Source organism: Bradyrhizobium sp. CCGUVB23, assembly GCF_024199885.1.
Taxonomy (GTDB): domain Bacteria; phylum Pseudomonadota; class Alphaproteobacteria; order Rhizobiales; family Xanthobacteraceae; genus Bradyrhizobium.
The window spans coordinates 3,742,966-3,768,772 of the sequence record NZ_JANADQ010000001.1 but is presented as its reverse complement, the minus strand read 5'-3'; the positions used below and the strand labels follow the sequence as shown (position 1 = coordinate 3,768,772).

General features: G+C 64.7%; 23 protein-coding genes. 10 read left to right on the top strand and 13 right to left on the bottom strand.

Features of this window, described 5'->3' with window-relative positions:
* Positions 1 to 101 precede the first annotated feature (101 nt).
* From typA to NLN62_RS17185, 3 genes are all read right to left on the bottom strand, one after another.
* Positions 102 to 1,928, bottom strand: a complete 1,827-nt coding sequence (typA, locus tag NLN62_RS17195) for a translational GTPase TypA (RefSeq protein ID WP_254109568.1) — start codon at positions 1,926 to 1,928, stop codon at positions 102 to 104.
* Between the two features lie 242 nt (positions 1,929 to 2,170).
* Positions 2,171 to 2,794, bottom strand: a complete 624-nt coding sequence (locus tag NLN62_RS17190) for a hypothetical protein (protein ID WP_254109566.1) — start codon at positions 2,792 to 2,794, stop codon at positions 2,171 to 2,173.
* 51 nt (positions 2,795 to 2,845) lie between these two features.
* Positions 2,846 to 3,643, bottom strand: coding sequence for a Crp/Fnr family transcriptional regulator (locus NLN62_RS17185; protein ID WP_051389774.1), 798 nt, complete (start codon positions 3,641 to 3,643; stop codon positions 2,846 to 2,848).
* Between the two features lie 160 nt (positions 3,644 to 3,803).
* Between NLN62_RS17185 and NLN62_RS17180 the strand changes: the two genes are divergently transcribed.
* A complete protein-coding gene (locus NLN62_RS17180; protein WP_254109564.1) occupies positions 3,804 to 4,211 on the top strand; it encodes a response regulator in 408 nt (135 codons plus the stop codon).
* A 9-nt stretch (positions 4,212 to 4,220) separates the two neighbouring features.
* Here NLN62_RS17180 and NLN62_RS17175 read toward each other — a convergent pair whose 3' ends face one another.
* A complete protein-coding gene (locus NLN62_RS17175; RefSeq protein WP_254109563.1) occupies positions 4,221 to 5,768 on the bottom strand; it encodes an alkaline phosphatase in 1,548 nt (515 codons plus the stop codon).
* A 105-nt stretch (positions 5,769 to 5,873) separates the two neighbouring features.
* The gene (locus NLN62_RS17170; protein ID WP_254109561.1) at positions 5,874 to 7,322 is read right to left on the bottom strand and encodes a TAXI family TRAP transporter solute-binding subunit; all 1,449 of its coding nucleotides are present in this window, start codon (positions 7,320 to 7,322) and stop codon (positions 5,874 to 5,876) included.
* 151 nt (positions 7,323 to 7,473) lie between these two features.
* Between NLN62_RS17170 and NLN62_RS17165 the strand changes: the two genes are divergently transcribed.
* Both NLN62_RS17165 and NLN62_RS17160 read left to right on the top strand, forming a co-directional pair.
* Positions 7,474 to 7,779, top strand: a complete 306-nt coding sequence (locus tag NLN62_RS17165) for a 4a-hydroxytetrahydrobiopterin dehydratase (protein WP_254109559.1) — start codon at positions 7,474 to 7,476, stop codon at positions 7,777 to 7,779.
* A gap of 91 nt (positions 7,780 to 7,870) precedes the next feature.
* Positions 7,871 to 8,260, top strand: a complete 390-nt coding sequence (locus NLN62_RS17160) for a YkvA family protein (RefSeq protein WP_254109557.1) — start codon at positions 7,871 to 7,873, stop codon at positions 8,258 to 8,260.
* 271 nt (positions 8,261 to 8,531) lie between these two features.
* On the opposite strand, the gene NLN62_RS17155 is transcribed toward NLN62_RS17160, so the two are convergent.
* The 3 genes from NLN62_RS17155 to NLN62_RS17145 form a co-directional block, all read right to left on the bottom strand.
* A complete protein-coding gene (locus NLN62_RS17155; protein ID WP_027523468.1) occupies positions 8,532 to 9,701 on the bottom strand; it encodes a TAXI family TRAP transporter solute-binding subunit in 1,170 nt (389 codons plus the stop codon).
* A gap of 25 nt (positions 9,702 to 9,726) precedes the next feature.
* On the bottom strand, positions 9,727 to 10,593 hold the full coding sequence (locus tag NLN62_RS17150; RefSeq protein WP_254109554.1) for a hypothetical protein: 867 nt from the start codon (positions 10,591 to 10,593) through the stop codon (positions 9,727 to 9,729).
* A 525-nt stretch (positions 10,594 to 11,118) separates the two neighbouring features.
* Positions 11,119 to 12,093: an NADPH:quinone oxidoreductase family protein gene (locus tag NLN62_RS17145; RefSeq protein ID WP_254109552.1), complete on the bottom strand. Its 975-nt coding sequence runs from the start codon at positions 12,091 to 12,093 to the stop codon at positions 11,119 to 11,121.
* A 218-nt stretch (positions 12,094 to 12,311) separates the two neighbouring features.
* Here NLN62_RS17145 and NLN62_RS17140 point away from each other — a divergent pair, with 218 nt between their 5' ends.
* From NLN62_RS17140 to argG, 7 genes are all read left to right on the top strand, one after another.
* Entirely contained in the window at positions 12,312 to 13,145 is an 834-nt protein-coding gene (locus NLN62_RS17140; protein WP_254109550.1) for an SDR family oxidoreductase, read from the top strand.
* 37 nt (positions 13,146 to 13,182) lie between these two features.
* Positions 13,183 to 14,312 (top strand): IS3 family transposase gene (locus NLN62_RS17135; RefSeq protein ID WP_254095161.1). Its coding sequence is split into 2 segments (ribosomal slippage): positions 13,183 to 13,435 and positions 13,435 to 14,312, totalling 1,131 coding nucleotides; the frame shifts between segments, so codons are not numbered across the junction.
* A 335-nt stretch (positions 14,313 to 14,647) separates the two neighbouring features.
* The gene (locus NLN62_RS17130; protein WP_254109548.1) at positions 14,648 to 15,292 is read left to right on the top strand and encodes an invasion associated locus B family protein; all 645 of its coding nucleotides are present in this window, start codon (positions 14,648 to 14,650) and stop codon (positions 15,290 to 15,292) included.
* A 204-nt stretch (positions 15,293 to 15,496) separates the two neighbouring features.
* A complete protein-coding gene (rlmN, locus tag NLN62_RS17125) occupies positions 15,497 to 16,705 on the top strand; it encodes a 23S rRNA (adenine(2503)-C(2))-methyltransferase RlmN (protein WP_254109546.1) in 1,209 nt (402 codons plus the stop codon).
* Between the two features lie 216 nt (positions 16,706 to 16,921).
* Positions 16,922 to 17,416 carry a hypothetical protein gene (locus NLN62_RS17120; RefSeq protein WP_254109544.1) on the top strand — a complete coding sequence of 165 codons (495 nt, stop codon included), beginning with the start codon at positions 16,922 to 16,924 and terminating at the stop codon, positions 17,414 to 17,416.
* 94 nt (positions 17,417 to 17,510) lie between these two features.
* Positions 17,511 to 18,287, top strand: a complete 777-nt coding sequence (locus NLN62_RS17115; RefSeq protein WP_254109542.1) for a phosphatase PAP2 family protein — start codon at positions 17,511 to 17,513, stop codon at positions 18,285 to 18,287.
* A gap of 95 nt (positions 18,288 to 18,382) precedes the next feature.
* Positions 18,383 to 19,720, top strand: a complete 1,338-nt coding sequence (gene argG, locus NLN62_RS17110) for an argininosuccinate synthase (RefSeq protein WP_254109540.1) — start codon at positions 18,383 to 18,385, stop codon at positions 19,718 to 19,720.
* A 241-nt stretch (positions 19,721 to 19,961) separates the two neighbouring features.
* Here argG and NLN62_RS17105 read toward each other — a convergent pair whose 3' ends face one another.
* From NLN62_RS17105 to NLN62_RS17085, 5 genes are all read right to left on the bottom strand, one after another.
* Complete coding sequence (locus NLN62_RS17105; protein ID WP_156944355.1) at positions 19,962 to 21,989, bottom strand: OmpA family protein; 2,028 nt, start codon at positions 21,987 to 21,989, stop codon at positions 19,962 to 19,964.
* Between the two features lie 148 nt (positions 21,990 to 22,137).
* Positions 22,138 to 22,413, bottom strand: a complete 276-nt coding sequence (locus NLN62_RS17100; RefSeq protein ID WP_254109538.1) for a hypothetical protein — start codon at positions 22,411 to 22,413, stop codon at positions 22,138 to 22,140.
* Positions 22,414 to 22,499: 86 nt separating this feature from the next.
* Positions 22,500 to 22,886: a VOC family protein gene (locus tag NLN62_RS17095; protein WP_254109536.1), complete on the bottom strand. Its 387-nt coding sequence runs from the start codon at positions 22,884 to 22,886 to the stop codon at positions 22,500 to 22,502.
* Between the two features lie 24 nt (positions 22,887 to 22,910).
* The gene (locus NLN62_RS17090; RefSeq protein WP_254109534.1) at positions 22,911 to 23,759 is read right to left on the bottom strand and encodes an FkbM family methyltransferase; all 849 of its coding nucleotides are present in this window, start codon (positions 23,757 to 23,759) and stop codon (positions 22,911 to 22,913) included.
* A gap of 62 nt (positions 23,760 to 23,821) precedes the next feature.
* Positions 23,822 to 25,780 carry an ABC transporter ATP-binding protein/permease gene (locus NLN62_RS17085; protein ID WP_254109532.1) on the bottom strand — a complete coding sequence of 653 codons (1,959 nt, stop codon included), beginning with the start codon at positions 25,778 to 25,780 and terminating at the stop codon, positions 23,822 to 23,824.
* Between the last annotated feature and the right edge of the window lie 27 nt (positions 25,781 to 25,807).

Here is a 25,807-nt window from a genome sequence, read left to right as displayed (position 1 = left end):
GCACGTCTGTTGTGTGCGCCAAAGCCACCACCACGTGAGCGTCATCACCCGCGAAGCGGGTGATGACAGCGAGATGACCAAGAAATGACAGCGTGAGTGGCTTACGCCACCGCTTCCTTGGCCTTCTCCGCGCGCTTGCGCTCGTTCGGATCGAGGTGCTTCTTGCGCAGACGGATCGACTTCGGCGTGACCTCGACGAGCTCGTCGTCCTCGATATAGGCGAGCGCCTTTTCCAGCGTCATCCGGATCGGCGGGGTCAGGCGCACCGCCTCGTCCTTGGACGTGGTGCGGATGTTGGTGAGCTGCTTGCCCTTGAGCACGTTGATCTCGAGATCGTTGTCGCGGGTGTGCTCGCCGACGATCATGCCGCGATAGACCTTCCAGCCGGGCTCGATCATCATCGGGCCGCGGTCTTCCAGCTTGAACATGGCGTAGGCCACCGCGTCGCCCTGGTCGTTGGAGATCAGCACGCCGTTGCGACGGCCCTGGATCTCGCCCTTGTACGGCGCATAGCCGTGGAACAGGCGGTTCATGATCGCGGTGCCGCGGGTGTCGGTCAAAAGCTCGCCCTGGTAGCCGATCAGGCCGCGGGTCGGCGCGTAGAACACCAGGCGCTGACGATTGCCGCCCGAGGGCTTCATCTCGATCAGCTCCGCCTTTCGTTCGCTCATCTTCTGCACGACGACGCCGGAATGCTCCTCGTCGACGTCGATGACGACTTCCTCGATCGGCTCCATGGTGGCGCCGGTCGCTTCGTCCTTCTGGTACACGACGCGCGGACGCGACACCGAGAGCTCGAAACCTTCGCGGCGCATAGTCTCGATCAGGATAGCGAGCTGCAATTCGCCGCGGCCCGACACTTCCATCGCATCCTTGTCGGCGGCTTCGACGACGCGCAGCGCGACATTGCCTTCGGCTTCGCGGAGCAGGCGGTCGCGGATCATGCGGCTCGTCACCTTGTCGCCTTCGGTGCCGGCGAGCGGGGAGTTGTTGACGATGAACGACATCGACACGGTCGGCGGGTCGATCGGCTGCGCCGGCAGCGGCACCTCGACGGTCGGATCGCAGAAGGTGTCGGCGACGGTGCCCTTGGTCAGGCCGGCAATGGCGACGATGTCGCCGGCTTCGGCCTCATCGAGCGGCGTGCGCTCGAGACCGCGGAAGGCCAGGATCTTGGTGATGCGGCCCTGCTCGACCAGTTTGCCGTCGGCGTTGAGCACCTTGACCTGCTGGTTCGGCTTCAGGATGCCGGACGAGATGCGGCCGGTGATGATGCGGCCGAGATAGGGGTTGGCCTCCAGGATGGTGCCGATCATCTTGAACGGGCCTTCCTCGACCTTCGGCGGCGCGACATGGCGCAGGATCAGGTCGAACAGCGGCTCCATGCCCTTGTCCTTCGGACCCTCCGGGCTTTCGGCCATCCAGCCCTGCTTGGCCGACCCGTAGAGGATCGGGAAGTCGAGCTGCTCCTCGCTGGCGTCGAGGGCCGCGAACAGGTCGAACACCTCGTTGATGACTTCGGTCGGGCGCGCGTCGGGGCGGTCGACCTTGTTGATGACGACGATCGGCTTCAGGCCGACCTTCAGCGCCTTGGAGACCACGAACTTGGTCTGCGGCAGCGGGCCTTCGGCGGCGTCGACCAGCACCAGCGCGCCGTCCACCATGTTCAGAATGCGCTCGACCTCACCGCCGAAATCGGCGTGGCCGGGGGTGTCGACGATGTTGACGCGGGTGTCCTTCCACTGCACCGAGGCCGCCTTGGCCAGAATGGTGATGCCGCGCTCGCGCTCCAGATCGTTGGAGTCCATGGCGCGCTCGGCCACCTTCTGGTTCTCGCGGAAGGTACCGGATTGCTGGAGGAGGCGGTCGACGAGGGTCGTCTTGCCGTGGTCGACGTGGGCGATGATGGCGACGTTACGAAGGTTCATGAGTGAGCTTCTTTGCGGTCGAACAATGGGTTAGCGCGATCTCGCCGGTCAGACCGGGACCTCTTTTTCGGATAACGCTGGAAACCTGAGAAACGGGCGCTTTCCGCCCAAAAAGGAAGCCCGGCCATCAAAGCCGGGCACCTCAACGCGTTTGCAGCGCAATATAGTCAGAAAACGCTAAAAAACAATGGCTTCTTTGGCCGTCGCTTGGCCGTTCTACCACGGGGTTTGGTCAAATTCTTTCAAAGTCTTGGGCATGCCAGCGCGGTGAACCCCAGGTTCCTCCGACGGGCTTCCGCGAGCCCTCCGGGCAGAAAGTCGAGCGTCTCGCGCAGCTCGTCGTCTCGTACGCTGTGACAGCAATAGCGCCTTGCCCTCGTCAGCATCTCGTTCGTCGCCAGGCCCGAATAGGCCCGATGGGTCGCCTCAAGGGCGGCTTCAACCTCGTTTGGAGCCAGCAGCATGTTGCCCATCCGGCCAGGCAGCAGCTCCGAGCGTTCTGCGCCCAGCGCGTGCCAGACGATACTCACCGGTGCATGCCGGGACGTGATGACCATACCGAACAGGTTTTGTTCGTTGGCGATCCCGGAGAGCTCGTGGCCCTCAATCAGCAACTGCACTGCAAGCTCGACAAACCCGGGAAGGCCGAACGCGCGAATGAAGGCGTTGGTTTGAGCCGCCGTTTCTGGGTTTGAACAAAAGGCCGCTTCCTCGAAATCGCCTGGGTTGGCGCGCCAAGCCGCGATCGCCTGCTCCGCTTCGATCGAAAGGCTGCTGTTCGCAGCGGCTGCCTTGAAGTGTGGTTTGAGGCGCTGACGCGTCGCGTCGTCGACGAAAAAGCCGACCCACCAATAATCGACGGCCAAGGTAGTCCTCCATGGATACCCCGGTTTTGTAGCAGCGCTCTTTGCGTGGGTTCACGTCGCGCGGCGAGGGGATCGACCCGCCTCCACGCCGATATCCTCTTCCTCCGTCGGATACACCCCGCGCAGCACCTCCTCGAAATGGCCCTTCACCGCGTCGTTGCACAGGCAGGCCCGCAATTTGAGGCCCTCGCGGTTGTACACCAGGATCGAGCCGCGACGCGTCTCGATCAGGCCTTGCGCCTTGAACGACTGGATGACGCGGCTCGCGTAGCTACGCCCGACGCCGAGCAGGGTCGCCAGCTGCTCGTGCGTGAGCGGCACGCTGTCGTTGCCGTCGATCCGCTCCATCGCGGCCAAAATCCATTTGGCGGTGCGCTGCTCGATCGAGTGGATGGCGTTGCAGGCCGTCGACTGGAAGATCTGCGCCAGCATGCAGTCGGCGTAGCGCGCAAAGATGTTGCGCAGCGTCGGCGAGCTGCGCTTGGCGGCCTCGAGCTTGCCGACATGGATGCGCACGAAGGGGCCACCGAACTTCACGACGATCCGCGTATAGGCCGGCAGATAGCCTTCGCTGACGACGCCGCCGACGGCGCCCTCGCGGCCGACCAGAATGGTCTCGACGTCGCGGCCGTCTTCGTTGGGAACGAGGAAGGTCGCAAGCGACGGCCCGCAGGGAAAATGCACGACCTGGACGTCGTCGCCGGGATTGTAGAGCAGCTCGTTCGCCGATGTTGCCTCGGTCGTCAGATGCGCCGCGATCAGCGCGTAGTCGGCCTGGCTCAGTCGCCGCAGCAGATTGTTGTAGGGCCGGCTCGCAATCTCGGCTGTCCTGTTGCTTCGCGCATCCATCCCAACGCTCTCCGATCTCCCCCGACATTAGCTGGTTCCGCTCGCCGCCTGTGTGCACAAGTGGACAGACGGAGAAACGGTGATGTGGTGCGCTTCGTTCCTGGAACCTCCGATGCGCGGGGCGCAGGCATCGGGCTGAAACCGTCCTGATTGGAACACCATGCAGCCCTCAATCGACGAGACCATGCAGCACGCTTCATTCGACGGCTCCGATGTCCCCGCCGATGTGCTGATCGTTGAGGACGATCCCATCATCGCGATCGATTTCGAAGAACGCCTGCTCGGGTTCGGCGTGAAGGATGTGCGGACAGTCGCATCCGTTGCGCGCGCACTGGATGCGATCACCGACCGCGCACCCGATTTTGCGCTCCTCGATGTCGAGCTGATCGGCGAGACGAGCTTTGCGATCGCCGAGCGGCTGGTTGCGCTGAAAATCCCGTTCGTCTTCGTCACCGGCTACGGCGACGAGGTACGCGTTCCGCCCGAGTTCGCGGGCCGGCCGCGACTGCAAAAGCCCTGCACCAGTGATGCCATGGAGGCCGTGCTGCGCGCGCGTGCCTCCAGGTAGCAGTGGGCTCTAAGCGAGCTTCGGATCGAGCGTCGTCGACCACAACGCGGTGTCGGCGCGGTCACGCATGGTCACCGTCATCTGGCCGCTTGAGCCGTCGATCTTGACGTGACCGAAGAACTGCATGCCGGCCGACGGCGGCAGGTTCTGCTTGTCGAGGCCGGGCGCCTTGACGAAACGCACCTCGGGTCCAAACGTGTTGTCCACCTCGCCCGGTCCGAACGTTCCGGCATGCAGCGGCCCCGAGACGAATTCCCAGAACGGCTCGAATTCCTGGAACTGCGCCTTGTCCGGATTGTAGTAGTTCGCGGCCGTATAGTGCACGTCGGCGGTCAGCCACACCGTGTTCCTGATCGGCGCCATCTTGATGAAGCGCAGGAGGTCGGCGATCTCGAACTCTCTCCCGCGCACCGGCCCGTCGCCCTGCGCGAAGGCTTCCGACCCCTTCTTGTTCGCAGCATCGTCGTAAACGAGGATGCTGAGCGGCATGTCGGAGGCGATCACCTTCCAGGTCGCGCGCGAGTTCAGGAGGCCGCGCTTCAGCCAGGCCATCTGATCCGGCCCGAGGAAATAGGACGCGGGGCCGTATTCCGTCTCCAGGTTCGGACCGTTGGGGCCGCGATAGCTGCGCTCGTCCAGCATGAAGACGTCGAGATGCGGGCCGTAGGAGATCTGGCGATAGACCCGGCCCGGCTCCACGATGCTCTCGCGCATCGGATACATCTCGTGGAAGGCGCGCGCGGCGCGCGCGGCGAGCAGGGTGACGTTGCGCTCCTTGTAGGCGGCCGGCAGATCCTTCGACAGCGACCAGTTGTTGGTCACCTCGTGGTCGTCCCACTGCACGAAGATCGGCACCTCGGCATTGAAGGCGCGGACATTGTCGTCGGTGAAATTGTATTTGTGCGCGGCACGGAACTCGTCGAGCGTCTCGGCGACCTTGGCCTTTTCGGGGATGGTGACGTTCTTCCAGATCTTGCCGTCGGCAAGCTTCACCTCGGAGGGGATCACGCCGTCGGCATAGATCGTGTCACCGGAATGCAGGAAGAAGTCCGGACGGTGTTTGCGCATCGCCGAGAATGTGAACATGCCGCCGTCGTCGGGATTGATGCCCCAGCCCTGGCCGGCAACGTCGCCGCCCCAGACGAAGCTGACGTCGCGGCGGTCAGCGGGCGCGGTGCGGAAGCGGCCGACCACCGGCTCGCTCTCGATCGCGGTGTGAGAGAGATCGCGGAAACGGACGCGGTAGAAGATGTCCTGACCGCCGGGCAGATTTTCGACCAGCATCTTCGCGGTGAAATCGCTCTCGGGCAGCGCGGCAATCGGCGGCAGTGCGCGGGCGTCCTTGAAGCTATCCGTCGTCGCCACCTCGACCAGCATCTGTGAGGCACGATCGGCGCGCGCCCAGACCACGCCGCCGTCGACCGTGACGTCGCCGGACTGAACGCCATGGGTGATCAGCGGCCGGTCGGCCGCGCGCGACACATAGGGCATCGCGATCGCGCCGAGTGCGCCGGCGCTGGTGGAGAGGAATTGGCGACGGGAGAATTTGATTTTCATGGAAAGGCGTCTCGAAATCGGTCGGGACGACTGCGGTGGCAGCCGTCACTGCGAAGCCAACGCTATATTGAGACAATGTGACGCAGCGATTACGCGCGGAAGCTTTTACGCGTTGCCGGCGGCGCGGAATTGGGCACCGGCGCGCTGCAGGTTCTGCGGCAGGCTGAGCAGCAGCACCTTGCGGTCGGCGACCGCGGAGTGGAACTGGTCGAGCGCGATGTTGAAGGCGGTCAGCGCGCTTTCTTCAATGGCGCCGTGGTCGAAGCAGCGCAGCGTGTCGCGCAGGATGTCGTCGGCCTCGCCCTGCATCTGGTCGAGCTCGTCGACGGTCTCCGAGCGCCGCGCCGCCGCGATCATGTCCAGCAGCCGTTCGCGCAGATGGCTGTTGTTGTCGCGCTCGTCCTTCTTCAGGTAGCCGGCGAACCAGGCGCCGATCGAGCCCATCGCCGAGAGCGCCATCAGGCTCCACCAGATGTAGTCGCTGTATCTGTCAAGGAAGGTCTTTTCCTCGCCGTCGACGAAGGCGGCCGCGCCCGGATGCACGGGGATCACGGCGTCCTTGTCGGTGTCGGGCGTCTCGATCTTCGCCGCCAGCGGGAATTCCGTCACCAGCTGCTGGCGTATCGCGAAGAGCTGCCGGGTGAAGGCGGCGACGGTGGTGTCCGACAGGCCTTTGCGCGCCACGATGTGGTGCGCGAAGCTGATCGTCTTGACCTCGTCATCGGGCCGGTCGGGCGAGCCGCCATAGGTGCCGGCGGGGATCTCGGCGGCTTCATAGACCGGATGGTTCTGCGCGATCGCGTCGGCCGAATCGATCGCGAGGAAGGTCGGCGTGCCGCCGTCCTTGGTGGAGGCGGCGATCGCATCCGCGGTAATCTTGCTGTTGACGGGGCCGGCGGCGAGATAGACGTCGGCCTTCTGGGTGCGGATCGCTTCGGCGGCTTCATTGGCCGGGAATTGCACGATCTCCACCTTGGCGGGATCGACGCCGTATTGCTGGAGGATCACCTTCAGGAGATTGACGTTGGCCTGGGTGCGGCCAACCACGCCGATGCGATGGCCGGCGAGCTGCGCGATCTTGGTGATCTTGGCGCCCTTCTTCTTGCCCTTGCCGGTCGCCGGGACCCAGAGCACGACGACGTTCTTGCGCAACGTCGCAACCGCCTGGGCGGTCTTCGGCACGTCGAGATCGCCGCGGATGATGGCGAGGTCGACCTTGTTCTCGGCGAGCGCCTCGGCGCTCGCGGTGGCGCCCTCGGTCTGGACCGGACGCAGCCGGACATAGCCCTTGCTCTGGACGAAAGCCTGCGTCAGCGCCTGCACGACCTTGACGTCGTCGCTGTTGGCCGGGCCAACGGCGATTCTGAGCGTCACCGGGCGCATGGCAAAATAATAGCCGCCGACGAGCGCGCCGACGACAGCAAGCACGAACGCGAGCGAAACAAGCATGGTCTTCCGCGCCGCCGATCGCGGCGACGTCGGTGTGGGTGTTTCGGCCAGCTCCAGGCCCCCGGTCATCGATCTCCCATACAGGCGTTTCAGGCTCGGTTTCATCTTGGCCTGGTCATTACCCCCGCAATTGTAGCAAATTTCTTGCCCGTCAGGGTTACATCTGCGTCATGGTTAGCGGATGGAGGACAACTCCATATGAACCCCGGCGTCAGCACGGTGTTAGGGTAAAGTTCCCCTGAAGACGGAGGCGACCATGACGGAGCGGCTGTCGGCGGAAGCACGCAAGCTGGCCTTGAGCGAACTATCCGACTGGACCGAGACCGGTGGCCGCGAGGCGATCGGTAGGACGTTTACCTTTAGGGATTTCAACCAGGCTTTCGGCTTCATGACACGCGCCGCGCTGGTGGCCGAGAAGATGGACCATCATCCCGAATGGAAGAACGTCTACAAGACGGTCGAGGTGGTGCTCTCGACCCATGATGCCGGCGGCGTCACCGCGCTCGATATCGAGCTCGCCAAGGCGATGAACGCCATCGCGACACAGGCAGGCCTTGGCTGACGTCTTGTTGCAATGCCGCCGCATCCCCATCTTGTGATCGGCATTGGATGCGGCCATCGGCCGCGCCGGCCTGAACGGGGAGTTTTGGACCATGGCTGCTGCCGAACACAGCGTCGGCTTTGAGCCGGCCGATCGGCTGGCGGAAGACCGCGAGACCGTGCGCCGGCGTTTCTGGCGCAAGCTGAAGCGCGTGGTCGCGCACCTGCCGTTCGCCGAGGATCTGCTCGCCGCCTATTACTGCGCCTTCGACAAGCAGACGCCGCGCCATGTGCAGGCATCGCTGCTGGGCGCGATCGCGTATTTCATCCTGCCGTTCGATGTCGTGCCCGACATGCTGCCGATGCTCGGCTTCACCGATGATGCCGCCGTGCTCGCGACCGCAATCAAGCTGGTCGCCAGCCACATCACGCCAGATCACCGCGAAGCCGCCCGCGCCGCGCTGAAGCGCGGTGTGGGCGAAGCAGAGGCGGAAGCCGCGTAGTCGCGGGAGTAACACGCTCCGCCGTCATTGCCGGCGAAAGCGGGCAATCCAGTACGCCGCGGCTTATCCGTGTCATTGCGCTGTCTCTGCAATACTGGATCACCCGCTCCAGTGCGCAATCGCGCACAAGGCGGGTGATGACAGTGAGAGTGCAGCGCTAGCGTTCCACAAGCTCGTCATTGCGAGCGAAGCGAAGCAATCCAGAGATGTTTCCGCGGTGGCAGTCTGGATTGCTTCGTCGCTTCACTCCTCGCAATGACGGTGTTTGCCGCTACTTCTTCTCCGACCTCGCCTGCGCCCGCGAGCCGTTCTCCGCTTCCCAGGCCTGGAATTGCTTGAACAGCGCTTCCTTGTCGGTCTCGGACACCTTCGCCGCCGCGGGGTTCTGCTTCAGGAATGTCTCGAAGCGTTGGCGCGCCACCGGCTCGACGCCGTGGCTGTCGAGCCATTGCTGCGCCACGGGCAGCCTGTTCCAGCCCGACAACGGGGCCGCGAGCGAGACCTCTTTCCATTTCGGATGGAAGGGCGGGTTCTGCAGCGTCGGGAATTTCGTGAAGAACGCGTCCACGAACAGTGCGATCTTGCGGTAACGATCCGTCTTCGGCCCCCAATTATAGGCGGCAAGCACGGCCGGGACCGCGATCGTGTCGACCGTCTCGCCATCCTTGATCAGGTTCGGATAGTCCTTTGCCGTCAGCGTCGCCGGCAGATAGTCGCTCTGGAGCGGCTTGGCGTAGTCCACGCCCGCAAGATGGAAGCGGCCGTCATTATTGAAGGTCGAGACCGACTTGTACGGCTTGCCGCCGACCACGATCACGGCGTCGATCTCGCCGGCCTTCAGCTTCTCCATCGCGATGCGCTGCTCGATATAGACGAAGTTGGCCTTGATCCCGAGCCGCTCGAACACCGTGAGCGCGGTGACGAAGGTGCCGCCATTGGGCAGGTCGACGCTGACCTTCTTGCCCTCGAGGTCCTTCAGTGTCGCGATCGACTTCGGCGCGATGACCTGCATCTCTTCATTGTAGAGCTTGGTCACGTAGGTGAACTGCTTCTTGATGTCGCTCGCAAAACCCTTGCGCTCGAGGTAGTCGAGCGTGTCGGCGCGCACGATGCCGAGATCGACGCCCTGGAGGAACAGGATGTCGGCGACGCTCTGCACCGAGCCGCGGCCGACGATCGGCAGCACGCGCAGCTTGTTGCCGTCATCGAGCACGGAGGCGAGGTCGGCGCCGAACTGCACATAGGTGCCGCCGATGGTGCCGGTGATCAGCGTGACCGTGTTGGCGTTCAACGCCTGCTTGGTCGAGACCGATCCGAACTGGAAGATCGCCTTCAGACTGTCCGAGACCTTGCTCGGGTCGTATTCGGTCTGCTCGGCCTGTGCTGACAGGCCACACATCGTCACGATGGCGGCTAGCGCCATTCTCAAAGCGTTACGCATGATGTCCTCTGCTTAAATTGAAATCCTAGTCCTGAAGTTGCGTGAGGCGCGCCCGCGCCTCCGCGGATCCGAGGGCAGCGGCCTTCTGGTACCAGCTTCGTGCAGTGGCGGGATCCGCGGTGATGCTGCGCGTATCCTTGGTGCCGAGTACGGCCGGGTCAAAAGTCTGCGCCAGAACGAACGCCGCTGTCGCATCCTGCGCATTCGCCGCGCGCTCGAGCAGCAGCCGGGCGGCTGCGATATCGCCGATGGTCATCAGGCTCCTGGCGCGCGTCATCAGTCCGGCCAGCGTGTCGGCGTCGAGCGTTTTGACGGGCTGAGGTGGCGCCAGCGGTGCGGGCGGCGGCGCGACGGGCGCGGCGGCGGCTTGTGCCGGCGTCTGCGCTTGCAGCGCGTTCTGGTAGGCGGTCGCGATCGCCTCGCGGCTCGGCGGCGCCGGCGCCGTGACTTCCCTGGCTTCTGCGGCGGCGAGTTGCATCGGGTTCGACACCCGGGCCGGATCCTTCAGCGGGGTCTGGCGTGCGACCGGGGCCGGTGGTGTCGCCGGCTCCTCGGCCGCCACGCTGCTTATCCATGCCGTAGCATTGGCGGCGAACAGGCGGCTGACGTCGGAGTGGAACAACGTGACCAGCACTGCGATCGCGGATGCGGCCAGCACACTGGCGACGATTTGCGTCGCGAGGCCGACGCGCCGCGCGCGGCGGGGGGTAAACTCTCGTGGATCCGGCGTGCCCTGCGGATCGGACAAAAACAGCGGCATCGGATCGTGCGGTGAAAGCTCGGTCCGGTCGGCCTGTGCCAGATGATAGGGCATGGCGTCCAGATCGGTCATGACTTGCTCGGCGTCGAACGCCCGAGATGTCTTGGACAGACGGTAGGCCGTCGTCTCCATGGTCTGATGCTCCCCTATTACTAAACGCAACGCGCTGGGGGCATCCCGGGTGAAGTCTTCTTATTGTTGTCCAGAAGCCCCCGCTCACTGGAACCGGTAAATCGCCGTCCGATTCAGCCCAAAAGACGACCACGGTTTGGGCGAATCAGGAAACATTTGGGTTTGATTGAGGCAAGAGCGGGACGTGCACCGCAATTTTGATCGCGGTGGTTGAGGGAACTTTTACCTTAAATCCGGCGGTCTGCTGCGAGAGGCGTTGCATGCACCACATTCTACGCGGTCATTCCCCGCGACCCGGCTACGCCAAGGCCGGCTACGCCAAGGCTTTAGCGTAGGCGGCGAGCGGGAAATCCAGTACGCGGCGGCTTCTCCGCATGCGTCTGACGTCGCTGGAATACTGGATCGCCCGCTCCAGTGCGCAACTGCGCGCAAGGCGGGCGATGACAGTTGGATGACAGTTGAATGTGCGGCCGGCGATGACGGCCAGGTTTGTGGCGAGCAACGTTTCGTAACATCCGCGCGACGTCAGGGATGCAGGATCACCTTGCCCATCGCCTGGCGGCCGGCCAGCACCTTCAGCGCATCGGCGGTCTGCGCCAGGGGGAAGGTGCGGTCGACGTGGGAGGAGATCTTGCCTTCCGCCGTCCACTTCACGAGCTTCTCCAGATTGGCGCGGTTCTTCGCCGGGTTGAGCCGCGTCCAGGCGCCCCAGAACACGCCGCGGATATCGCAGCCCTTCAGCAGCGCGAGGTTGAGCGGCATCTTTGGAATGTCGCCGGCGGCAAAGCCGATCACCAGGAAGCGGCCTTCCCAGGCGATCGAGCGCAGTGCCTGCTCGGCATAGGCGCCGCCCACGGGATCGAAGATGATGTCGACGCCCTTGCCGTCGGTGAGCTTGCGCAGGCCCTCCTTCAGATCTTCCTTGCCGTAGTTGAGCGTCAGCTCCGCGCCGTGCGCTTTCGCAAAAGCAAGCTTCTCATCCGACGAGGCGCAGGCGATCACCCTCAGGCCCATCAGCTTGCCGAGCTCGCAGGCCGCCAGGCCGGTGCCGCCGGCTGCGCCGAGCACCGCAAGCGTCTCGCCCGGCTTCGGGCTCGCGCGATCCTCGAGCGCGTGCAGCGCGGTGCCGTAGATGATGATGATTCCGGCCGCACGGTCGTAATCGAGATTGTCCGGAATCTTCACGATCGAAGCCGCCGGCAGCGCGATCTTCTCGCGCGCCCCGTTATGGCCGCATGAGGCCACCACGCGGTCGCCCACTTTCAGATCGGTCACGCCGGGGCCGATGCTCTCGATCACACCGGCGACTTCGGCGGCCGGTGAGAACGGGAACGGCGGCTTGACCTGGTACTTGCCCTGAATCATCAGGATGTCGAAGAAATTCAGCGCCGCCGCCTTGATCGCGATTACGGCTTCGCCGGGCCCTGCCACCGGATCCGGTACATCGGCCAACACGAGATCGTCGGGCTGGCAATATTGCGAGCAGAGGATGGCTTTCATGGCGACACCTAGGCGTTTCAAAGCGGAATTGTAGTTTGCCTGCTTTTGCCGGATTTAACGCCGGCCCACAATCCGGTTTCTTTGTTCAAAGCGATGCGTAGGCCTATTCTCCGTCATTGCGAGCGCAGCGAAGCAATCCAGAATCTTTCCGCGGCGACAGTCTGGATTGCTTCGCTGCGCTAGCAATGGCGATGTTTGCGGACGGGAGGATTCAAACGATGTTTGAAACAGGCCTGCTCAGGGACAAGCGCATCCTGGTTACCGGCGGCGGCTCCGGACTTGGTGCTGCGATGGCGCGTCGCTTCCGCGCGCTCGGCGCCGAGCTCGTGATCTGCGGCCGCAAGCGCGATCGCCTCGAGGCTGCCGCCAGCGAGATGCGAAACGAGACCGGCGGCAAGGTCACAACCATCGTCTGTGATGTCCGCGACGGCGCGGCGGTCGATGGCATGATGGATCAGATCTGGCGCGAGGCGCCGCTCGATATCCTCGTCAACAATGCGGCCGCGACCTTCATCGCGCAGAGCGAGCATCTCTCATTCCGTGCCGCGGACGCGATCCTGGCGCCGACGCTGCATGGCGCGATGTATTGCACGCTTGCGGCGGGCCGCCGCTGGATCGAAGGCGCGCACAAGGGCGTCGTGCTCTCGATCCTTTCGACCTCGACCATTACCGGCCGTGCCTTCACCGTGCCCTCAGCGATGGCGAAGTCGGCCGTGCTGGCGATGACCAGGAGCCTCGCGGTTGAATGGGGGCCGAAGGGCATCCGCACCGTGGCGATTGCGCCGGGTCCGTTCCCGACCGCCGGCGCCTCCGGCCAGCTGCGCCCGGAGGGCCGCGATGAGGGCTGGGCGTCGCGCAATCCGCTGGGCCGCACCGGAGAGCATGCCGAGCTCGCCGATCTCGCCAGCTTTCTGGTCTCGGACCGCGCCGGCTATATCAATGGCGAGATGGTGGTGATCGACGGCGGCGCCCATTTGCGCAGTTCCGGCGCCGAGGACCTGAGAGCTGGCTCCGCAAATTCGGACAGTAGCTTGAGTGGATTTTCTGCCTGAGAGCGGCGAGGCTTCTTGCCGCGAATCAGGAGCGAAGATGACGAAGAGGAGTCGCCGGACGCATTCTCCGGCATTCAAGGCAAAGGTGGCTTTGGCGGCCGTGAAGGGGGAGAAGACGTTGGCCGAGCTGGCGCAATTGTTTGATGTCCATCCGAACCAGATCACGACCTGGAAGACCCAACTCCTGGAAGGCGCCGCCGGAGTGTTTGGGCAGGACAACGGACCGGCCGAGGCGCCGGTCGATTTGAAGGCGTTACATGCCAAGATCGGCGAGCTTGCGTTGGAGAACGATTTTTTGTCCGGCGCGCTCACCAAGGCGGGCCTGCTGAGCGCAAAGCGATGATCGACCGCGACCATGATCTGTCTGTCGTGCGCCAGGCGAAGGTCCTGAACCTTGCCCGCAGTACGGTTTACTATGAACCTCGGCCGGTTTCGGCCGAGGACCTTGTCTTGATGCGCCGGCTCGATGAGCTGCACCTCGATTATCCCTTCGCAGGGGCGCGCATGCTGCGATCGCTGTTGCAGCGTGAGGGCATGCAGATTGGCCGCCGCCACGTCGCGACGCTGATGAAGCGCATGGGGATCGAGGCGATCTATCGCCGTCCGAACACGAGCAAGCCCGCACCGGGCCACAAGATCTACCCGTACCTATTGCGCGGATTGAAGATCGAGCGGCCGAACCAGGTCTGGGCAATGGACATCAGCTACATTCCGATGCGACGTGGATTCGTCTACCTCGCGGCGGTCGTCGATGTGTTCAGCCGACGGGTGTTGGTCCATCGCGTATCGATCACGATGGAGACGATATTCTGCGTCGAAGCGCTCCAGGAGGCGTTGGCGAAGCACGGCAGGCCCGAGATCTTCAACACGGATCAGGGTAGCCAGTTCACCAGCCTCGACTTCACCGGCGTGCTGCTGGACGCGAACATCGCCATCAGCATGGACGGCAAGGGTGCCTGGCGCGACAACGTGTTCGTCGAGCGGCTGTGGCGCACTGTCAAATACGAGGAAGTCTATCTGCGTGCTTACGACAGCGTGCTCGAGGCGCGAGCATCGATTTCCAAATATCTGGCGTTCTACAACCGAGGACGTCCTCACTCGAGCCTTGACGAACGCACGCCCGACGAGGCTTACTTCGGCGCGCAAACGATGGTGACGGCCGCATGATCGTCGCCAACGATTTTGCTGCGGCTCTGGTCGGGCTTACGCCCTCCCGACGCCACAGCAAAATCGTAAAGCCCCGCCTTCAGCATAACCCGGCAGGAATCCACTTAATTTTCGCGGGGCGCTGTCCAAACAACCGGGGCCAGCTCTCTGCTCGGCTGGACCGAGGCGCAATGGGCCGCGCAGCGCGCCGCCAGATCCAAGGGCTAAGACCGAAAGACTAGGACTTTCTTCCCTGTAACCTCGTTCCGAATCAGGCTCTTACCGGCTATTTTGGGTGCGGGACAAAGTCCGGCCGGGCCATCTTCCAGTCACAATATTGAGGGAACCACTCCAGGATGTGGCGGGTGCTTTTTTTATCCTTGATGACTGGCGTGGTGGCGTGCGGGATGGCCGATCTTGCGCGCGCGCAAACCGCGCAACCGGCGCCGAAGGCAGTGGCTAAGCCGGCCGCGGATGCCAAGACCGCAGCAAAGACGGCGGCAAAGCCCGAGAGTAAACCGGTGGCGCCGCCTCCGGCCATTGCAGGCGGTGCGGAGCCGTCCCTGATCGGACAGTTCGGCACCTGGGGCGCCTATTCGGCGACGCCCAACGGCAAGAAAGTTTGTTTCGCGCTGGCAAAACCCTCGTCCTCGAAGACCAATCCGCCGAACCGCCCGCGCGACCCGGCCTATGCCTTCGTCTCCACCCGGCCGTCGGAGAGGGTCAACAACGAAGTCTCGGTCATGATCGGCTACGCGCTGAAACCGGGCTCGGAATCGACCCTGGAGGTCGGGGGCGCGTCCTACGCGATGTACACGCAAGGCGACGGCCTCTGGATCAAGAACGCGGCCGAGGAGGAGCGGATGGTCGAGGCCATGCGCAAATCCGCCGATCTCGTGGTCAAGGGCGTCTCGGCCAAGGGGACCGAGACCACCGACACCTTCTCGCTCAAGGGCCTGGCGCAGGCCCTCGATCGAATCGCGCAGGACTGCAAGCGGTAGGGTGCGTTTCGCGCCAATTTGGCGTTGTTTGGGGGCTTTCAAACGCCTATTTGAAAGCTGCTTCCCCTCACGGTGAGGAGGCGCGCAAGCGCCGTCTCGAACCGCGAGGCCGAGATGCTTGTTCCGGGCCTTCATCCTTCGAGACGCGCGCGATGCGCGCTCCTCAGGATGAGGGGCGAGAGTTTTTCTCAAGACAGAATGACGATGACCGTTCAATCGACCGACACCATTGCCGCCGGGCTTCCCTTGGAAAAGGTCCCGCTCGAAACCTATGTGCCGCCGGCGAGGCCCTCGCTCATCGGCCTGTCGCGGAGCGAGCTTGCCGAACGCCTCGGCGAGATCGGCGTAGCGCCCGCGCAGCGCAAGATGCGTGTGCAGCAATTGTGGCACTGGATCTATTTCCGCGGCGCCAGGAGCTTTGACGAGATGACCTCGATCTCGAAGGACATCCGCGCCGAGCTCGCAAAGCACTTCACCGTCGACCGGCCCGAAGTCGTGGCCGAGCAGATCTCCAATGACGGCACCCGCAAATGGCTGTTGCGCCTGCCGAGCGGTGACAATGTCGAGAGGGCGCATGAAGTCGAGTGCGTCTACATTCCCGAGACCGATCGCGGCACGCTGTGCGTCTCCTCGCAGGTCGGCTGTACCTTGAACTGCTCCTTCTGCCACACCGGCACGCAGCGGCTGGTACGCAACCTCACCGCCGGCGAGATCGTCGGGCAGGTGATGGTGGCGCGCGATCGCCTGAATGATTGGGCCGATCGCGAGAACGGCACGCGCCTCGTCACCAACATCGTGATGATGGGCATGGGCGAGCCGCTCTACAATTTCGACGCGGTGCGCGATGCCCTGCTCATCGTCGGAGACAATGAAGGCATCGGCATCTCCCGCCGCCGCATCACGCTGTCGACCTCGGGCGTGGTGCCGAACATCGTGCGCGCCGGCGACGAGATCGGCGTCATGCTCGCGATCTCGCTGCACGCGGTGCGCGACGAGCTGCGCAACGAGCTCGTGCCGCTCAATCGCAAATATCCGATCGCGGAATTGCTGCAGGCCTGCCGCGATTATCCGGGCGCCTCGAACGCGCGCCGCATCACCTTCGAATATGTGATGCTCAAGGGCGTCAACGATTCCCTCGACGACGCCAGGCTCCTCGTGAAGCTGCTCAAGGGCATCCCGGCCAAGATCAACCTGATCCCGTTCAATCCCTGGCCCGGCACGGCCTATGAATGCTCGGACTGGGACCAGATCGAAAAATTCTCCGAATACATCTTCAACGCCGGCTATTCCTCGCCGGTGCGTACGCCACGCGGCCGCGACATCCTCGCCGCCTGCGGCCAGCTCAAATCGGAGACGGAAAAGCTCTCGGTTCGCGAGCGCCAGGCGCTGCGCGCGATGGCGATGACCGATTGACATGAAGCGGCCATCAACGTGCGTCATGGCCGGGCGTCGTTATTTCTAGGCAGTCATTCCGGGCTCGAAAAGCCGAACTATGGTGCGCAGTTGCGCACCTGAGAATCTCGAGATTCCCCGAAGCGCAATTGCGCTCGGAGGTTCCCGCTTCGCGAGCCCCGGAATGACGGTGGGGGACGTTGTGTTACATTCGGTCAACGATGATGGATGCGTCCGATGGCACTGATCGGGCGCCTCGTCGTGATCTTTCTCGGCTTTCTGGCCTCATGTCTGGTCGGCGGCATGATCGTCGTGGCTGCGCTGCTGTTCCCGGAATTCTCCGATCTCGGCGCAGGTCCGGTCGATGAAGGCACGATCGACGTCCTGCTCGGCTTTGGCTTCATCTTCATCTCCGGCTTCGCGCTGTTGCCGGCGATGGTCATCGTCGCGATCACCGAGGCCTTCTATATCCGCAGTGCGCTCGCCTATGCGGTCGGTGGCGGGCTCGTCGGGCTTGCCTGCTATCTCGGCCTTATTCCGTTCCATCCCGAGACGCTCGAGTTCGAGGGCATCGTGCGCCGCCATCTCGAGATCATGACCGGCGCGGGTATCGTCGCCGGTGTCGTCTACTGGATGATCGCCGGTCGCAATGCGGGCGCCTGGCGCCATCCGCCGCCCCCGCGCAAGTCGCCCCCGCCGCTGCCGTCGAATTCGCGGCCGGATGCGCTGTAGGTAATGTAGTCATTCCGGGTTCGATGCTTCGCATCGCCCCGGAATGACAGCCGAAGGGTTTCCATCCCCATCCCGCTCGGCTAAACCGCGCGCCATGAACCGGACTGGACTCTTCATCGCGCTGGCGCTGTGGCTCGTGATCGGCGTCGTCTTCGGCGTCTTTCCCGAGCTCGATCTCAAGCTCGCCTCGCTGTTCTTCGATCCTGAGACGAAGACCTTTCCGCTCAAGCTGAATGGCTGGGCCGGCTTTGCGCGGGATGCGGCGATGTGGATCGCCTGGGCGTTCGCAGTTCCATCGATCGTGGCGCTGGTGGTCAAGCTGGTCAGGCCCGACCGGCCGCTGATGGTCTCGGGACGAACGATCGTCTTCCTGCTGGTGACGCTGACGCTGTCGGCCGGCATTCTCACCAATCTCGCCTTCAAATCCTATTGGGGCCGGCCGCGCCCGGTGGTCGTGACCGAGTTCGCCGGTGACCTGCCATTCGTGCCGTGGTGGGATCCGCGCGGCGGCTGCGGACGCAACTGCTCGTTCTTCTCCGGCGAGGGCGCGACCGCGTTCTGGACGCTGGCGCCGGCTGCGCTGGCGCCGCCCACGTGGCGGCCGCTCGCCTATGCCGGGGCCGTGGTGTTCGGCACAGTCACCAGCGGCCTGCGCATGGCCTTTGGCGGGCACTTTTTCACCGACGTCTCGATCGCCGGCCTCGTCACCTTCCTGGTGATCTGGCTCGCCTACGCCCTGATTTACCGCTGGCCGCGGACACGGTTTTCCGACGAGGCGGTCGATGCCGCCCTGACCCGGCTGGCTTGGCCGGCCTATCGGCTCCGCCAGCGCGTGTTCGGCCGCAAAACCGGCCCGGCAGCGTCGATGTAAGCCATTAAAGGCGTGCCCATGCACGCGAAATTTGATAATCGCGCAAGTCACACCGAAAGACGACATCAGCCCCTTAAGATCCGATTGGAAGCGCCATGACTACGATTCTGAAGAGCCTGCCCAAGGGAGAAAAGGTCGGCATCGCTTTCTCCGGCGGTCTCGACACCAGCGCAGCGCTGCTCTGGATGAAGCAGAAGGGCGCGCGCTGCTATGCCTATACCGCCAATCTCGGCCAGCCGGATGAAGCCGACTACAACGAGATCCCGCGCAAGGCGATGGAGTTCGGCGCCGAAAAGGCGCGGCTCGTCGATTGCCGTACGCAGCTCGTCCACGAAGGCATCGCCGCGATCCAGTCGGGCGCCTTCCACATCTCGACCGGCGGCATCACCTATTTCAACACCACGCCGCTCGGGCGCGCCGTGACCGGAACGATGCTGGTTGCCGCAATGAAGGAAGACGGCGTCAACATCTGGGGCGACGGCTCGACCTTCAAGGGCAACGACATCGAGCGCTTCTATCGCTACGGCCTTTTGACCAATCCATCCTTGCGCATCTACAAGCCCTGGCTCGACCAGCAGTTCATCGACGAGCTCGGTGGCCGCGCCGAAATGTCGGCGTTCATGACCGCCCAAGGCTTCGCCTACAAGATGAGTGCGGAGAAGGCGTATTCGACCGACAGCAATCTGCTCGGCGCCACGCACGAGGCAAAGGATCTCGAGAGCCTCGACAGCGGCATCAAGATCGTCAATCCCATCATGGGCGTGCCGTTCTGGCGCGACGATTGCACTGTGAAGGCCGAGAAGGTCGTGGTGCGTTTCGAGGAGGGCCAGCCCACAGCGCTCAACGGCCAGACCTTTGCAGATCCTGTCGCGCTGTTCCTGGAAGCCAATGCCATCGGCGGCCGCCATGGCCTCGGCATGAGCGACCAGATCGAGAACCGCATCATCGAGGCCAAGAGCCGCGGCATCTACGAGGCGCCCGGCATGGCGCTCCTGCACATCGCCTATGAGCGCCTCGTCACCGGCATCCACAACGAGGACACCATCGAGCAATATCGCGTCAGCGGCCTGCGCCTCGGCCGTCTGCTCTACCAGGGCCGCTGGTTCGATTCGCAGGCGCTGATGCTGCGCGAAACCGCGCAGCGCTGGGTGGCGCGGGCCGTCACCGGCGAGGTGACGCTCGAGCTGCGCCGCGGCAACGACTATTCGATTCTCAACACGGAAAGCCCCAACCTGACCTATGCGCCGGAGCGGCTGAGCATGGAGAAGGTCGAGGACGCGGCGTTCACGCCGGAGCATCGCATCGGCCAGCTCACCATGCGCAACCTCGACATCGCCGACACCCGCACCAAGCTCAAGCTCTACACCGAGAACGGCTTGCTGTCGGGCGGCGAAGGCTCGCAGATCTTCCGGCTCGAGAGCGACAAGGGTTAAGCGCGTCTGCTCGTGTCCCGGACGCGATGCAGCGCCATAAGCGCGTTCACGCGCGTCTTCGACGCGCTATGGGGGTGCGTCGCAGAGCCGGGACCCAGAATCTCGATCCAATTGCATCGATAGTAGATGGGCCCCGGCTCAGCAGCGCATCACTGCGTGCTGCGCTGCGTCCGGGGCACGAGAGTGCAAGAAACAAAAATGGCCGGGATCGCTCCCGGCCATTTTGCATTTGTGGCTGCGCTTACCGCGGCGGCGTGGTGCCGGGCGGGGGCGGCGGCAGCGAGGCCTGGCCGCCGTTGAGCAGCGGCGTGATGCGGCGGATGGTGACGCGCCGGTTGATCAGGCTCGGCCCCTGCGTCTGCTCCTTCAGATACTGCTCGCCGTAGCCCTGCGAGGTCAGGTTCTCCGCCGGCACATTGAACTGCTGGGTCAGCAATTCGGCCGCGGCCTGCGCACGGCGGTCCGACAATGACAAATTGTCGACGTCGTTGCCGACCGCGTCGGTGTGGCCCTCGATCAGGAACACCTCGCGCGGGTTGCGCTGGATCGCCCGGTTGAGACCGTCGGCGATCACCTGCAGCCTCGCAGCCTGGTCCGGCGGGATGGTCCACGACCCCGTCTCGAAGTTGATCGTGTTGACGTCGATGCTCGGCATCTGCATGCGAACATTCGGGCTGTAACGGATCTCGTCGAGCGAGTAGCGCCGATCGATCCGCTGCACCGGCGGTGCCTCCATGGTCTGGTAGATCACGTCCGGCGACGCCTCCTGGGCGTCGACGATGTAGCGATCGTAGGGAATGTTCACCACCGGCGGCGGCACGTCGACATAGAAGCCGCCGACCGACCGCGGATCACGGTAGCTGTTGTCGATGATGATGATCTCGCGCCCGCCGGGGTCCCTGCGGATACGCCGCAGCAACTGACCGTCCGGACCGACCACGGTGATCACCTCGCTGCCGTCGGGACGGATCACGACGGTGCGGGTTTCGCCGCCGACCGTCTCGCTGCGGATGTCGCGGGCGCCATAGCGGAAGCGATAGAGATCGTTGCCGCGGACGTACGCTTGCCCGCCCGGGTCGCGGATGATGATGCGGTCCGGCTCGGTGTAGACGGTGCGGCCGCCTTCGACGACCTCCTGTCGCTGGTTGCGGTAGTCGGCGATGGTGGCGCCGATCACGGCACCGGCCACCACGCCCGCTCCGATAGCGAGCGGCGTCAGATCACGCTGCGGCGGGCGCGGCGGTGGCGGCAGCGGCGCTGCGACCGTCGGCGCGGCCCGGAAGGCCGGCGCAACCGTCGGCGGAGCGTATTGCGCCCTGTTGGGCGGTGGCGCTGCGGCTGGCGTGCCAGGGACGACAGTTGGCGCCGCGGCGCCGGCGGGAGGCGTGGGCCGGGCCGGGGCGCCCGCCTGCGGCGCAGGCGGAGTTCCGGCAGCGGGCGCACCCGCAGGCGGCGTGCCGGCTGGCGGTGTGGTTGCAGGGGGCGTTGCGCCCTGACGTCCGGTCGGCGGCGTCATGGCTCCGCCGGGAGCCGGCGTTGCTGTCGGGGCCGGGGTTGCGCCGGGGGCGGGCGTCGGTGCCGGACCCGTGCGACCTGCCGGTGGCGTGGTCGTCGCACCGCCAGGAGCGGGCGTAGCAGTTGGCGCGGGCGTCGGGGTCGGCGTGGCGCGCGTCGTTGGTGCCGCCGGTGCAGGCGTCGCTGTCGGCGCTGGCGTCGGCGCGACCCGTGCCGGAGGCGCGGCAGGGGGCGTCGGGGTCGGTGTCGGAGCAACGCGCGACGGCGCTGCCGGAGGCGGCGGTGTTGGCGTCGGTGTCGGGGCAACGCGCGCGGGCGGTGCAGCCGCAGGCGGCGGAGGTGGCGTCGGCGCATGCTGCTGCGGTGCCGCCGCCGGGGGTGGCGATGGTTGCTTTGGAGCCGCTGGCGCCGGAGGTGGTGGCGGCGGCGGAGGCGTCGGCCGTGTCGGCGCAGCCGCCGGAGGTGGTGGTGTCGGGGCATGCGGAGGCGCAGCCGTCGGCGGCGGCGCACTCGGACGCTGGGGAGCCGCGGGCGGAGGCGGCGGTGGGGCCGGTGCGGGGCGAGCGGCCGGCGGTTGTTGCGGCGGCGCCTTCGGCTGCTCCCGCGATGGCTGCTTCGGTTTTCCGTCAGGGCCGGTTTCGCCCTGCGCCTGCGCGATCACGATGGGTGCGCTTTGCGCGTGCGATGCGGAGCTTGCGAATGGCATCGCGGTCAGAGCCGTCGTGGCAAGCAGCACGAAGCGAAATTGAGTCATGTGATGAGATCCTGGGGAAGGTTCTTGTAGAGGAAGTTCTTGGAGTCAGTGTTGCGATCAACAGATACGCGTTAGGCCGGATTGTGGCGGGCGAAGCAGCCGCGTCTCGATTTATTTCTGCATGCAAATCACTTCAGAACATCGACGTTCATTGCGCATTCAGGCCCATCTTGCAATCGCCTCGAATGTGACGATGCGACAAATTCGCATCCGTCGCGGGATTGGGCGTGCGCGGCCCGTTCGGTCCGCGCGGCGGGATCTCCTCCGGGACACGGCCGGGCAATTCATCGGGTCGCGGTGACTCGCCGGGCTCGCGCACAGGCGGCACGATATCCGGCTGCGGATTGCCCGGTGGAATTCCTGGTGGCGGCTCACTCGGTGTGCCCGGTGTTGCCGGCGGAATCTCCGGGGGTTCGGTCGGCATCATCCATCATCGACATATCGTTGCTCGAAAGACGATAACGTTGCCGATGCGTCGATGTTCCCGCGCATCATGACGATGGAACAGGCCTATTCGGGCGCGTGACAGACGGCTTCGATGTTGTGACCATCGGGGTCGAGCACGAAGGCGCCGTAATAGGTCGGATGATAATGCGCGCGAATGCCAGGCGGTCCATTGTCGCGCCCGCCGGCCGCGATGGCCGCCTTGTAGAACGCATCCACGGTGGCGCGGTCCTTGGCGAGAATCGCGACGTGCACCGGCTTGTTCAACGCGCCTTCGCCGCCGATCCAGAAGTCCGGCTTGCCGTCGGCGCCAAAGCCCGCCGCGGGATCGTGGCCGGTCTGCTCCTGCGTGACCTCCATGATCAGGCTGTAGCCGAGCGGCGCCAGCGCCTTGGTATAGAACGCCTTGGCGCGCTGATAGTCGGAAACAGGAAAACCCATGTGATCGATCATCGGAATCTCCGTCGTTGATCGTCGTCAGCGTGACAGGAAGGTGTTGCTCCGTGTCTTGCGCGTGATGGCAAAGCCGCGCGCCACCATGTCTGCAATACAATCCTCGCGCCATTCGTTTTGTGACAGATGCTCGATCACGACAGCGCGGGGCCATAGCGATTGCGGCGCGTCGCGGAAGAAGCCGATCAGCACGCGGTCTTCAAAGCCCTCGACGTCGATCTTGAGGGCATCGACCTTCGTGATGCCGGATTCCTCGAGGATGCGTATCAGCCGTAACGACGGCACTTTGATGGCCCTTGCCGTCGCCGTGCCGGTCACGACATGGCTGGCGCCGAGATTGTCGCCGTCGGTCTCGATCATCAGCTCGCCGTCGGCATCGCCGGCCGCAGCCTGCACGAGGCGGACCTGCATCGATCCCCGGGTCGATTCTTGGATCGATCCCGACGCCTGGTTGTTGAACGAGAGCCGCGCGAAGGTCATGGGATGCGGCTCGATTGCGACGATCCTGCCCTGCGCGCCGACATGGCGCGCCATCACCAGCGCGAAGGTGCCGACATTGGCGCCGACGTCGACGAACACCCCGCCGCTTGGTGTGTGCTGCCGCAGGAACTCGAGCTCGTCGAGATTATAGTCGGGGTTGAACAGCGCACCGCGCTCGGTCGCGCTCGCCTGGTGATGGAAGCGGAACGAGGCGCCCTGATGCTGCACGTCGACGGGACCCGCGCGCAGCAGGTTGACAAGCCGCGACAGCCACGGGCGGAACGCGCCGCGCTTCAGCCCGGAGCGGTGCGCAAGCGAAATGATCGCAGCTTGCGCCGCATTCGGCGCGAACGCGCCGAATGGAGCGGGCTTGGGGTCGGTATCGCGCGTCAAGCAGAGGTCCTCGTTGCAAGCGGCGCATGCATAGCCGGTTTTGCGCACGACTCCAACGTCGCTCAGACCGCCTTTTTCGGTGCCGGCTTGCGTTGGCGCAGGAAGCTGCCGAGCAGCCGCCGCTTACCCCTGCGCGGGATGAGGTCGACGTCGCTCACGAGCCTGGCACCGCCCCTGTGCCGCTCCAGCACGATCTTGCGGCTATGAAAGGCCTCGAGTTCGGCGCGATGCGCCACGCTGACGATGGTCGCCTTCGGCAGTTCGTCCGTGACCATCTTCATCATCCTGTCCTGGCTCTTCTCGTCGAGCGCCGAGGTCGCCTCGTCAAGCACCACGATGTCCGGGCTGTGCAGCAACAGCCGCGCGAAGGCGAGACGCTGCTTCTCGCCGCCGGACAGCGTCTGGTCCCACGGGCCCTCTTCCTCGATCTTCTCCTTGAGATGATCGAGGCCGACCTTGCGCAGGGCTGCGCAGATCTCATCGACCGTCCAGTCTTCGGCTGCGCCCGGATAGGCGACCGCACGGCGCAAGCTCCCGGTCGGCACGTAGGGACGCTGCGGCAGCATGAAAAGCCGCCGGTCGGGATGGAGGTTGACGCTGCCACCACCCCATGGCCACAGGCCTGCGATCGCGCGCACCAGCGTGCTCTTTCCGGTGCCGGATTCGCCGGCCACCAGCAGCCGCTCGCCGGGCTCGATGACCACCTCGGTTTCGCTGACCACCGCGGTGCCATCGTCGAGCGTGACGGAGAGATCGCGCAGCTCCAGCATCGCATCATCGTCCGTATCGCCACGCTTGATACGCCCGATGCCGTCACCCTGCTCGGCGCGTTCGAGACCATCGAGCGACATCATCAGCGAGGCAATGCGCCGGGCGCAGGCGTTCCAGTCGGCCAGCGGCGGATAGTGGTCGACCAGCCAGCCGAACGCGCTCTGCACGATGGTGAAGGCGGAGGCGGCCTGCATCACCTGCCCGAGCGTCATGCTGGCGTCGAGGAATTTCGGTGCGCAGAGCAAGAGAGGGACCACGGGAGCAACAAGGCTCGAGCCCTGAGACACCAGGGTGGTGCGCATGTGCTGTCCAGCGAGCCGGGCCCATTGGCGCAAGACGTTGCTGAAGTTGCGGTCGATGCCGTCGCGCTCCTCCTCTTCGCCGCCGAGCAGCGCGATGCTCTCGCCGTTCTCGCGCACGCGCGTCAGCGTGTAGCGGAAGTCGGCCTCTGCCTGGTTCTTGTCCTCGGAGACCCTCACAAAACGCCGGCCGATCACTGCGATCGAACCCGAGGCAATCGCGGCATAGACGACGGCGGCGATCACGAGGAAGCCGGGAATGGTGAGCGATGTGGCGCCGAGCCTGACCGTGAGCGCGCCGCCGATGGTCCAGAGCACGACGATGAAGGTCGCCGCCGACAGGAATGCCGCGGTCACGCCGGCGAGAAAGTCAACTGGTGAATCGGTGGCGATGCGCAGGTCTTCCGCAATCCGGTATTCGGGATTGTCGTGGTCGCCGCCGACCAAATTGAGCTGATAGTAGCGGCCATTGGCGAGCCATCGCGTCAGCACGCTTGCGGTGAGCCAGGCGCGCCAGCGGCGCTGGATGCGCATGCGCGCGAAGACCTGGGCCACCCCGAGCGCGACGCTGCCGAATGCGAGCGGAAAGAACACCGCTGTCAAATGGTAGACGGTGGAGGCGTCGCGCTGCTCGATCGCATCGAAGATCGCGCGATTCCAGACGTTGATGCCGTACTGAAAGCCGACGGTGGCGACGATCAGGACCCCGAGCCCGATCGAGAACGGCCAGGCCAGCCGATCGCCATTTGGGCCCCAAAAGCCCCTTGCACTGATCCAGAAGCGGGTCAGCAGATAGTCTTTCCGCGCTTCCTCGATCTCCTCAGGCGATAGATCGGCGCCCGATTCGAGAATCTCCGGAGGCGGCGGAGCGACCTCCTCGTCGTTCTCGCCGGCGATCTCGATTATGGGCGGCTTCCTGCCCTTTTCGCGTTCGGCGGCCGGCTTTTGCATTGCTGAACAACGCGAGGGAAATCAGCC